Origin of the sequence: Gracilimonas mengyeensis (assembly GCF_900182705.1) — a bacterium.
GTDB classification, from domain to species: domain Bacteria; phylum Bacteroidota; class Rhodothermia; order Balneolales; family Balneolaceae; genus Gracilimonas; species Gracilimonas mengyeensis.
In genome coordinates this window covers 22,830-35,376 of record NZ_FXTP01000003.1, presented here as the reverse complement: position 1 = coordinate 35,376, position 12,547 = coordinate 22,830, and the positions used below count along the sequence as shown (strand labels likewise).

The 12,547-nt window shown below is 42.7% G+C and carries 4 protein-coding genes; 3 read left to right on the top strand and 1 reads right to left on the bottom strand.

The genetic code is table 11. The annotated features are described in order from the left end of the window. The first annotated feature begins 12 nt into the window (after nucleotides 1–12). Nucleotides 13–2,295, top strand: a complete 2,283-nt coding sequence (locus FN815_RS04675) for a TonB-dependent receptor (protein WP_185957165.1) — start codon at nucleotides 13–15, stop codon at nucleotides 2,293–2,295. A 372-nt stretch (nucleotides 2,296–2,667) separates the two neighbouring features. Next, nucleotides 2,668–3,840 (top strand): Glu/Leu/Phe/Val family dehydrogenase, encoded by a 1,173-nt coding sequence (locus tag FN815_RS04670; protein WP_142453460.1) that lies wholly within the window; start codon nucleotides 2,668–2,670, stop codon nucleotides 3,838–3,840. Between the two features lie 281 nt (nucleotides 3,841–4,121). On the opposite strand, the gene FN815_RS04665 is transcribed toward FN815_RS04670, so the two are convergent. Continuing rightward, the gene (locus tag FN815_RS04665) at nucleotides 4,122–5,075 is read right to left on the bottom strand and encodes a YpdA family putative bacillithiol disulfide reductase (RefSeq protein ID WP_142453459.1); all 954 of its coding nucleotides are present in this window, start codon (nucleotides 5,073–5,075) and stop codon (nucleotides 4,122–4,124) included. A gap of 932 nt (nucleotides 5,076–6,007) precedes the next feature. Between FN815_RS04665 and FN815_RS04660 the strand changes: the two genes are divergently transcribed. Continuing rightward, a complete protein-coding gene (locus FN815_RS04660) occupies nucleotides 6,008–12,547 on the top strand; it encodes a dockerin type I domain-containing protein (RefSeq protein WP_142453458.1) in 6,540 nt (2,179 codons plus the stop codon).

The window sequence follows — 12,547 nt, the reverse complement described above, 5'->3', positions numbered from 1 at the left end:
ATGGAGGAATTCATGTTTACCATTCACTTCAAGAAGTCGGTATTACCGGCACTTTTATTTCTATTCACTTTTCTTTTTTCATCCCAGGCATGGGGGCAAACTAATTCGTTAGAGGGCGTTGTGTACGATGCCCAAAGCCAGGAACCATTGGCGGGAGCCAGTGTGTATGTGCCCGGAACCAATATTGGGACTTCAACAAGCTTCGATGGTTCATTTAAGCTGCAGTTAGCTGATGATATTGAGTCACTAACCGTTAGTTTTGTAGGCTATCAAACCAAAGAAGTAACCGTAGCGCAGGATTTGGAGATTTATCTTGAGCCGTCTGTAAACCTTGAGGAAGTGTTGATTCAAGGCGTACGCGCTGAGGTCAACGATCCGGTAGCGCAAAGTACGATTCAACGCCGGGAGATCGAGCAGAAATACAACGGCGAACAACCCGTATTTTTGCTGGAAGAACTAACTCCGGCTATCTTTTCCTATTCCGAGTCGGGAACCCGTCTGGCTAATTACGGAGGGATGCGATTAAGGGGAATTGCCCAGGAGCGTATCAATATGACCCTGAACGGGGTGCCGCTGAATGATATGATTGACCATGGCGTGTTCTTTTCAAACTTCACGGACATCAGCAATAGTTTTGAGTCTATGCAGGTGCAACGCGGCGTAGGAACCAGCAGTAATGGCGTGGCTTCGTATGCAGGATCGGTCAACTTTGAGTCGGTCAATATTGAAGACCGGGCGCAAGGCGGGCAGGTAGAGCTCGGGATGGGATCTTTTGATACTTACCGGATGAACACCAGTCTTTCTTCCGGGATGATTGATGATAAGTGGTCATTTTATGGAAGCTACAGCCGTATTCTATCTGATGGCTACCGCTATAACACCAGCACCGATGCTTCTTCCTTTTTCTTTTCAGGAGGATATTTCGGTGAGAAAGATATGATCAAAATCAATGCCTTTAATGCCAGCTCTAAAAACGGTTTGGGGTATTCAGCTGTGGCTGAAAGCGATTTGGAAGCTGATCCCCGAACCAATTATCTGAATGAAAACGATAAGGACGATTTTGGTCAGCGACTGGTGCAGCTGCAGCACACGCATATCTTCAGTGATCAGTTTAAAACCAATGCTTCTCTTTATTATGGAGGTTCAGGTGGGGATTACTTGTACACGTATGCCGATTCTGATACCACGCTGGCTCAAATTAATTATCCGTTATACAACGATCACTATGGATTGATGGTGAACGGATTCTGGGAAAACGAAAGCTGGAATCTAAGTTCAGGCATCCACGGCTATATTTTTGACCGTGTTAATGAAGAATCCTTCGCACCCGATTTTGAAAATCCGTATTACTACGAAACCTCGGATAAAAAGGAATTCAGCTGGTTTGGCAAGGCCGAGTGGAATAGGGATAAGTTAACGCTTTTTGCTGATTTGCAGATCCGTACTGCTACCTTATCTATCCAACCGGATTACAGCTACATCGGGATTGCCCCGGAGGGTGACTTGGTGAAAGACTGGACCTTCATCAACCCAAAAATTGGCGCAAGTTATACGTTTAGCCGGAATGTAACGGCTTACGCTTCTGCCGGACGAATGGGACGCGAACCAACCCGAATCGACATTTTTGGAGGATTTAGTCTTGGCGCCGCCAACTACGATCAGGCCAGGGCAGATAGTTTTGCCCCGGAATATGTGAACGATTACGAGGCCGGTGTGAAGCTTACCTATCAGAAGCTAGCGTTCAATGCCAACTACTTCTTCATGGACTTTCAGGATGAGATTGCACCCATTGGTGAAGTGCTGGCTTTTGGTGTACAAAAACGCCGTAATATCCCCGACAGTTACCGCACCGGCGTAGAGCTGGAATGGAATTATCTGCCGATTGATCTGCTATCTTTAAAAGGGAATCTGATCTACATGCAAAGCGAGATTGAATCCTTTACAACCGGCGTAGGGGATACCTACACGAACAAGACTCCTATTTTGAGCCCGGAATGGATTGTAAATCAAGAGGTTCAAGTTCGTCCTGTAGAGAGGTTTACGGTGGCGCTTTCAGGTAAGTATGTAAGTGAGTCCTATCTTGAGCTTACCAATAATCCAGACCTAACATTGCCCTCGTATTTCGTGCTGGATGCTTCGGCAGCCTACGAGCTTGATCACGTAGCTCTGCGGCTTGAGCTCAACAACCTGGCTGACGAGCCCTATTATTCGAGTGGATCGCCCGTGAGTGGTGAACCTGGTTACCTGGTAAATGCTGGATTGAATTTCTTTTTAACAGCCAGCCTTAGGTTTTAAAGAAAAAAGTAAGAGTGTGTAATAAATTAAGCCCAAATGACGCATTTGGGCTTAATTTTTATTAGTCATTTTTGCATTAACGCATAATTATTTAAAACATAATGATTGTTATTATTAATTTAATAACGTATTAAATTCTAATAGACTTAAAAATTTATTAAAGTATTTTTCTGTTTTTCTGATTATGCTATCTTTGAGCTGATTCACAACGTGGCTTGTGAATAACATAGCCACTGAAACCTCAAATATATCATCTAAATAAATTGTAAATCATTCACATTTTGGTTTCTGCGGTTGAAAATCTATAAATAAATACAGATTTTGGAAGCGGTTCCAGAAATAAATGATTTATGGTAGGCAGGTAGTTTAATTATGACAGAAGCACCCGTAAAAGAAGTTAATGCAGGCATTAAGAAAGATGCGGATTTTCCCGTTTTTAATGAACTGGCTAACCATGGCCACGAACAAGTGGTGATGTGCTCCGATCCCGAAACCGGGCTAAGGGCTATCATTGCAATCCACAATACTACACTGGGACCAGCCTTAGGGGGAACCCGGATGTGGATGTATGAAAACGAAGAGGCTGCAATGAAAGATGTACTTCGTCTTTCACGCGGTATGACCTACAAAGCCGCTATTTCCGGATTGAATTTGGGGGGAGGAAAGGCTGTCATTATTGGAGATCCTCACACCGACAAAAATGAAGCGCTATTTCGGGCCTTTGGTCGGTTTGTAGATGGTTTAGGAGGCCGGTACATCACTGCAGAGGATGTAGGGATGACCGAACAGGAAATGGAATGGATTTACTCCGAAACCAAATTCGTAACCGGAATTCCCAAAGCATTAGGCGGTAGCGGCAATCCTTCGCCGGTAACAGCCTATGGAGTATATATGGGAGTGAAAGCCTGTGCTCAGAAAGCTTACGGGAGTGATTCTTTGGAAGGAAAGCGAATAGCCTTACAGGGTGCCGGTAATGTGGCTTCCTCTTTTGCGCGCTATGCCGCTAAGGAAGGCGCAAAGTTATTCATTTGTGATATTTATGAAGCCAAGGCTAAAGCACTGGCAGAAGAAGTGGGTGGCGTACTCGTCTCCCCGGATGAAATCTATGGACTGGATGTGGATATTTTTACGCCCTGTGCATTAGGTGGCATCATTAATGATGATACACTTGGTGTGTTTAATTGTGATATTATTGCGGGTGGTGCTAATAATGTGTTAGATGAAGAAGACCGCCATGGTCAATTATTAATGGATAGTGGTATTATATATGCGCCCGATTATGTAATTAATGCAGGTGGTATTATCAATATTGCAAGCGAATTGGAAGGCTACAACGAAGATCGGGCGATGCAAAAAGCCGCTAAAATCTATGATACCATCACCGATATTTTAAATTATGCGGAAGAACATGAGATTCCTGCCCACCAAGCATCGAATGCTCTGGCTGAAAAAAGAATTAAGCAGATAGGAAGTATTCATAACAAATACTCTTCACAGTCATCTGTTTCTGGACGATTGGGAGAAGTTTATAAACGATTTCGGTAAATAGCACAATTACTCTATGAGGTATGCTATGAGGTTAAGAACCAGCAAAGGCGTCTGATAAGGCGCCTTTGTTGTTTTAAGGGGTAATTATCAAATGCTGTTAACAACCACAGGTAGCTATGATGATTATTAAGTAGGTGGCGCCGGGCTGGCCGAAGAAATTCATCAGACGGTTCTTTGCAGGTTTTAAGGTGCGAGGCGCAAATTCAGCCGTCAGATGAAGTACGGAATGAATCCACAATTTGCAATCTGTAATTTTCAATCTTCCATCAACAAAAAAACTACAAATGCTCTTGGATATGAGTAGCAATCTGTTCAGCGTGTACGCGGGAGTTCTCAATAAAAAGGCGACTCGTATCCATGCCGCCACAAACTACTCCAGCTACATAAACGCCTTTACGGTTGGTTTCCAGGCTGTCCTCATCGTAGATAGGCATGCAGTTCTTGTCTTCAGTAAGCTCTACGCCCAGACTTTCCATCAGAGAAAAGTTAGGGTGATAGCCGGTCATTGCTAATACAAAATCATTTTCGAGGGTTACTTCTCCATCAGGAGTTTTCAGTACAACTTCCCGTTCTCGAATTTCTTTCACTTCAGAATTAAAATAAGCCGGGATTTCTTCATTTTTAATCCGGTTTTCTATATCCGGTTTCACCCAGTATTTAACAGTAGGTTTGATGGTGTCATGTTTAAGTAGCATAGAAACTTCAGCACCACCACGCCAGCATTCCAGTGCGGCATCTACGGCCGAGTTGCCGCCCCCCACTACCAATACTTTTTGCCAGGCATAAGGATGTGGCTCATCATAATAGTGTTTTACTTTTGGGAGGTCTTCACCGGGTACATTCATCATATTAGCCTGTCCGTAGAAGCCAGTTGCTGCCACTACTTTTTCTGCTTTATAAATGTCTTTGTCGGTTTTAACCGTAAAGTCGCCGTCCGTTCCCTCAAGTGAGGTTACGGTTTCATAGAGATGAATAGGCAAATCATAATGCTCAGCTACCCGTCGGTAATATTCAAGTGCTTCACTTCGTGTAGGCTTAGAGCCATGTGAGATAAATGGAATATTACCAATCTCTAGCTTATCCGAAGTTGAAAAGAATGTCATATTAGTAGGATAGTGAAAGAGAGAATTAACCAGACAGCCTCGTTCAATGATTTTGAAAGGAATGCCTTGTTCCTGAAGTGCAATTCCGGTAGCAAGGCCGATTGGACCGGCACCTATTATAATGACCATTATATATAGTATAATTTATAATTAATAGAGTGAGTGATTAACAATCAGAAGATACGAATCGTTTTGGTTGGAATTAAGGAATATGCATTTCATAAATCAGTAACAAAACCATCGAAGGCAATTACGGACCTCCAGCCAATCAGATAAAATAATAGGAGCTGCTTAGCTATCATTTTAGAGCATGTATCCTGAAGCGAACAATAGTGGGGATTATAAGTTCAGGTAGATGACGAACATAAATTTAAGTTTTTCCGTTAAAATGCCGAAAAGCAGAATTGCGGAAGTCTAAGTTTCCCATAATTTTATTCTTGTTTTGTAAGAACAAGACCTTATCTTTAGTGCCCCCTTTCAAGAGGGAGAGTTCTTTAGATAATTTGATAAATGAAATCAGCAATAGCGAATAGTAAAGAAAGCTAATTGCACGATATTGCACAAAAAAGCCATTTATCCGGAAGTTAAATGAAGACAACAGAAGTGAAAATAGATAGGTTTTGTGATGCTGTTTATAATTTCCAATCACTGAAAGCACATAAAGCCAGAAAAATTACAAGGATTCAAGTTTTCTGCATTAATGGAATGCATGTGAAGTATTAATAGTTACTTATAGCATACTATCAAGCAGTTGATATATTCTGAAGATCGACAATGCTTCTGGCATAGTCTTCGGATAAAATTTTTATATTATTGAAACTTGAAAGAATGAAAAATATTAGTAATTTGGGCTTGTCTGTAAACAATGTACAATTTAACTTCTAACAAAAATTTAACCCCAACAGATGGATGAGTAAATTTGCTGACTTGTATGCGAAAATCGGGATGCAATACACTCATTTTCAGGTGAATAACTTGTAAGATTTGTAAGGTTTTAAAAGAATTGTAACACGAACATCAATCATTTTATAATACATAACCAATACACAAAGTAAATCACTATGAAAACTGCTTCAATAATCAACGACGTGGGTATACCACGCTCAAAACCTAAAATAACAGAGGAGCCAGGTATGAAACCTCCTAAATTGCTACGAACGGTAGCTTTTTCAATTTTAACTTTCTTATTTGCCGTAGCGATGGGTGTGACAACGTCGTACGCGCAAACAACATATTATGTGGATACCGGTGGTAATAACACCAATAACGGTCTTGCCCCATCATTGAGTGGTAGTGACGGTCCGGTTGAAACCATTACACATGCGCTGTCACTTGCTAGTGATGGTGATATCATTAGTATAGAGGCTGGTAACTACGCCGAAAACGTTACTGTTGGTAAAACAGTATCTTTCGTTGCTAGAACTACTGGTACTCAAACTGTGGTTAACACTCAGGACCTTACGATAAATGGTTCAGGTAAAACACTGACGTTTACTGCTAACGGTGCAAACACCTTTTCAGTAGATGATATTTATCTGACGCAAGGTAATATTGTTGCTGGAACTGATCTTGTAACAACTACAGGTGGAGATATTTTTGTTGGAAACGGAACAACTGCTGGTACGCTTACCGGTACAATTGATTTCCCTACCAATGTTAATGTTAATTATAATGTAGCTGCTGATTATACAACCGGTGATGAGCTTCCTGCTGATCTTGGTAGTGGATCTCTTATTGTTGAAACCAGAAATGCAGGAACAGCTTTGGATCTTACCAAAGATGTGACTGTTGCTGTTTTTGACCTGAATGACGCTTCTGGTAATGGAGATGGTGTTATTGGTAGCAGTATTGTTACCGTAAATGCTTCTGCATCTGTTGATCTTGACGATAGTTTTACTGGTAATCTTGTAGTTAATGCAACTGCAGGAAATGCTCCTGGTTTAGACCTTGCAGCTGGTAAAGCAATTACTGGTGATGTAACTATTAGTCAGGCAGATACAGATAACGGTGCCAGTGGTATTGGTAGTATTGCGTTTAACGGTAATGTAACTGGCGAAGTTTCTATAACAAATGCTGGTGATGCTGGTGTATTAACTACGACTATCGCTGGAGCTGCTACGCTAACTGGTGATTTGACTATTAATAACACGAGCGATGTTGGCGGTACAGGTGCTGTTGCTGGTAATGGCGACATAGTTGGTAATGTGTCACTAACTAGTACTACTGGTGATATTGCATTTAACCTTGCCGGAATGGTTGATGGTAATGTTGACTTGGATGGCGCGCTTGACTTGGCCGCTAATGCTGAGGTTACTGGTACCGTAACAACTGGAAATGATATTACCACATCTGGAGCTGGTGCTGAAATTGGTGACTTAGTTGTTACTGGTAGTAACGCTGTTGCTTCTGTAAATCCACTGGTTGTTACAAATGATATTACTATCAATAGTGGCACCATGACTACAGGTAATTCTGTTACTGCTACTAATGTTACTATTAATTCAGGCAATGGCCTTGATATTTCAGGTCAGACTCTAACCTTGAATAATGGTTCTTTTATTAACGACCAGGGTACATTTACTGCTACGGCTGCTTCTGTTCTTTCTTTTACAGGAACGACTGCTGCTGCAACATTAACGCCCGGATCCAACTTTAGCGTTGGTGCTATCACTATGAATAAGAGTGGTCAGGCACTTACTCTAACTGACGATGCTTCATTGTCCGCAAGTGGTGCTGCTGCTCTTACTGTAACGGCTGGTACATTCAACTTGCAAGATAACACATTGACTATTGCGGCTGATGGGCAAGTTACTAACACTACTAATGGTACTATTGTGAGTGATACACCTACAGAAGGTGGTTTGTATTTTACAACCCCAGGTGCAACTCTTGCTGGTAGTGGATATTCTAACATTATACTGAATACCGGTGCAGCTGCTAACAATATTTCGCTTAATGCAGATGTGACTTTTAGTGGAAACCTGACTTTTATCTCTGGTACCATTTCTGGTGGTGCATTTGATATTTCACCAACTCAGGCTAATCAACAGCTCACTATAAATCCTCAGCTTTCTGACGGAGTTACTGGTGGTGCTTCCTTTAATGATGCCGGACTTGCTTATGACATTAAGTACGATGGTGCTATTACAGCTAACCAAACTATTGGTGCAGAACTCACCTCTGATGTACGCAATGTTACCATTAGTACTACGGGTGCTTTCTCTGTAATCATGCCTTCCGTTGATATTGCCATGGTGAACTTGACCATTGAAGATGGTGCTACTTTGCAAGCCGCAGGTGCAGCCCAGTCTAACGAGATCTCTGGCGTACTTACGATTGAAGAAGATGGTACATTGCTTTCTGATGCAGCTACGGCTTCCGATTTTGAACTGTCTGGTAATAATCAAACACATGATGTTTCCGGTGCTGTTGTTGACGGAGGTACTCGTGCAACATTTACTGTTTCCGGTGATAATATAACTGTAGCTGGTAGCGGCGAAGAAGATGCTAACAACAACTACGCTGTAGCTGACTTCACTGTTACTGGATCTGCTGCTACTATTTCTGGATTCCAGTCAATGGGTGCTCTTACTGTAAACGGTGGTACTTCTACTGCTGCAGTGACTGTTGACCTGATTGCTACTGACGAAGCTGCTCCTAACGCAAGCACTGACTACGGTGTGATTGACGGAGCGGTTACTACAACTGTTGCTGGCGATGCTGTTACTATTTCCTCAGCTACTCAAGCAAACGGTGCTCTGAGTATTGCAGATGATTCTGATCTTACACTTGCTGGAAACAATTTGGTAATTAACGGTGCTGATATTACAATTGGCGGAGCTGATGCTACTGTTAGCTCTACAGGCGGTGCACTTGTATTTACAGGTGGTACTAACCTGGAAGCTAACGGCGCAACTATTCCTTACCTGTCAGTGTTGTCTCCAGCTACATCAACTTCAGCTTTAGTTGTTTCTGAAGCCCTGACTGTAGAAGGAAACATTACCGGTGGTGGTGTTGTGACTCTGGAAGGCGCAGAGGTTACGACTGATGATGTAACGATCGCTGATCTGGAAATTGATGGTGATACTGAGCTGATTACAAACAGTACAGCGTCTCCTACAGTTGCGCGTACTATTACCGTAACAGGTACTTACACTCACACAAGTGGCGATATTGAGTTGAATAAAAACTCAATTCAGATTAATACTAATCTGAGCCTTACTGCAGGTGCATATACCTCTTCTACTGGAACAGGTGGAATTATTATTGATGCAACTGCTGCTGGCCGATCTATCATTACTGGTGGCGCTAATGTTTCTATTCCGAACCTTACTGTTCAGGGTACAAACAACGTAACGCTGACATCTGGTGATGTGCTGACCGTTCAAAATGGTCTGACCCTGAATACTGCACTTTTAGTGCCTTCCGGGGATAGCGAAGATGTTGTTATTGCTGACGGTGCAACCATTACACGTACCGAAAATGCACACACCATCGCAGTAGCCCCTACATTTGAAGGCTCTGTTGATCTGGTTTACAATAATAATAATGCGACAGCCGCTGGTGCAGATGTAATTAGCACAGGAAATGAAGTGCCTGCAGCTGCTGCTGGTAGTGTAAATGATGTCACTGTTGTTTCTACTGAAGCTGCCGATCAGCTTGCTATCACAACTGCATTTGACGTTAATGGTAACTTCTCTATTACAGGAACTACTGTTGATAACTCAGGTGCTAACCTGACATTTGTAGCTGGTTCTTCTATTGAGCTTGAAGATGGCGTTGCAGACTTTGCTGCAGCTATCGATACCGATAGTGAAGATTACACTGTGATCTTCCGTACTTCTCGTACCATCGATACAGATACACCAGATAACTACTTTGCTGGAGATAATTTCTCTATTACAGTTGATAACGAAGCTGCAAGTACCATCACTGGTACACTTGCTGCCAATTCTGATACCTTTGGTGATGTAGAAATTGGCGAAAACGACGCTATCAATATCAACACTACACAAGGAATCAATATTCAAGGTGACTTGGATACTGAATCTGCTGCATTCTTTACAACTGACGGAACCAACACTATTACCTTTAATGGTACAGGTGTTCAGAACGTTAACTTTGGTGGTAACTACCAAGTTGCAGAGGGTGATGCCTTAGTATTCAACGCAGAAAATGTATATATCCAATCTGGTAATATTACATTCGCTGATGGTTCTAACAATGCAGTTGATCCTCACTTCCAGACTGGTGTTGTTTGGACTGGTGATAACAACTACATCCAGCTTGTACACACTTCTACCACAGATCAAGGATTCGACAGAACTGACGGCCACGTATTTGGTAACGTTCGTAAACTGTTGCCTGCTGGTAGCGGAACTTCTGAGCGCATTATTTTCCCTGTTGGTGGTAACAACCAGGACGAATTGAATGGTGCTCCTGAAGATGAGTACAGCCCTGTTGCTTTTACTTTCACTAACACCAACTCTCTGCCACAAGGCATTTACATGACTGTTGGTCACGAAGAAGGTAACCCAGGCGGCCAAAACGGATTCCCAATTGTTGACGGTGTTCGTGAAGGTGTAAATATTGTTCGTTACCCAGATGAGTTCTACTGGCCAATTAAGACCAGTGCTTCTCTGCCATCTAACCTTACTTATGAGCTCGAAATGGAGCGTCAGGGTTATGGTGAGTACACGCAAGACGGTGCTATTACCGATGTTGAAGACATCCGCATTATCCGTCGAGCTGCTGGTAACGTAGATAACGACTGGAGACTGCAAGGAAATGCAGACGATTATGATAACTACCAGACTGGTTCCGTTGAAAACGGAGACATTTATCCAACAGTTATTGGACTGAATGTACAAGGTGGTATTCAGGCAGGTAACGGTTCTATCTTTACCTACGGTCTGAAATCTAACCTCGAGATTCTGGATGTTGATACATTACTTGTTAACGCTGGTAATAACTTAGCATTCGACCTGGACAGCTTGTTCTCAGGTGGTACTGGCGATCGTAGCTATGATATCTCTGTAGATGATGCTACGGTAGCAACTGCAGATGCTGATGGCGACACATTAAACATCGCTGCTGGCTCTGAAGGTGTAGCCAACTTTACAATTACTGCTACTGATGAACTCGGTGACAGCAATACTGGCTCACTCACAGTTAAAGTGAACGCTGCATTTGTAGCTTCAATTGACGATCAAGTAGCTAACGTAGGCGACACTCTTGCTATCGACTTAACCACAGTTTACTCTGGCGGTTCTGCTCCTTACACATTCACTGCTAGCTCTTCTGCTGATTCAGTAGCTGAAGCTTCTGTAGATAGTGTAACTCTGGAGATGCCTGCTCTTACAATGGGTAACACCACGATTTCTGTGGTAGGTGTTGATGCATCTAACGATACAGTTAATGTATCCTTCACACTGAACGTTGGCGGAGTATTCGGCACAACTGGTACTATGAATAATGTTGTAGTACGTGCCGGTGATGATGCTAACCAAGCTGCTGGTACTGTGTCTGTAGATACTCTTGCTAGCTTCTTTGCTGGTGGATCTACTCCTTACACATTTACAGCTGCAAGTTCTGCTGAAGATTCTGCTTCTGTAAGCGTAAGCAACGATACACTGACAGTAACAGGTGAAATGGGATCCATTGATCCGCAGCCAATTACGATTACTGTAACAGCAGAAGACGCTACTGGCGCAACTGCAGAGCAAACATTTGAAGTAACAGTTAACCCTGCTTACGGTGATGTGAATGCTGACGGTACTGTTAACTCTTCTGATGCTTCTCTCATCTTGAGCGCTGCTATTGAAGAAGTTGACTTCACTGCTGCACAAGAAGGTGCTGCTGATGTAAACGAAAATGGTACTGTAAACTCCTTCGATGCTTCTGTAACATTCCGTTACTTCCTCGAAGACATTACAGAGCTGCCATTTAGCACAAGTGCAAAAGTTGATCAAGCAATCGTTGCATACGGTAAAACTCAGTCAACCAACGGAAGCATTAGCGTTCCTCTGAACGTTGAAGGTTCTGCAATCTACGCTGTTGACTTTATCGGAAGCTTCGACGCTTCTGCTGCAAGCCTTGAGTCTATTGACTTCAACGGTCTGCCAGAAGATTGGATGGTTGTTAAGTCTATCGACGAAGGCAAAGTTAAATTTGCTCTCGCAGGCTCAACACCTATCTCAGGACGTCAATTTGCTACGCTGACCTTCTCTATCACTGATGAGTATGCTGAAACATCCTTCTCAGGTAAAGGTTTTGCTAACAACAGTGAATACCTACTGGATGAATTGAACATGCGTGCGACTCCTCAAGAGTTTGCCCTTGAGCAGAACTATCCTAACCCGTTCAACCCTACTACAACTGTAAGCTATGCACTGCCTTCAGCTGCAGACGTAACCATCGAGTTGTATAGCATTAACGGACAGAAAGTTCAGACTCTGGTAAGCAAACGTCAGGACGCTGGCGCTTATAAAGTGAATGTAGATGGATCTCGACTTGCAAGTGGTGTATACATCTACCGCATCCAGGCGAAAGCAGAGAACAAGTCGTTCACGACCACAAGAAAGATGACCTTAATTAAGTAA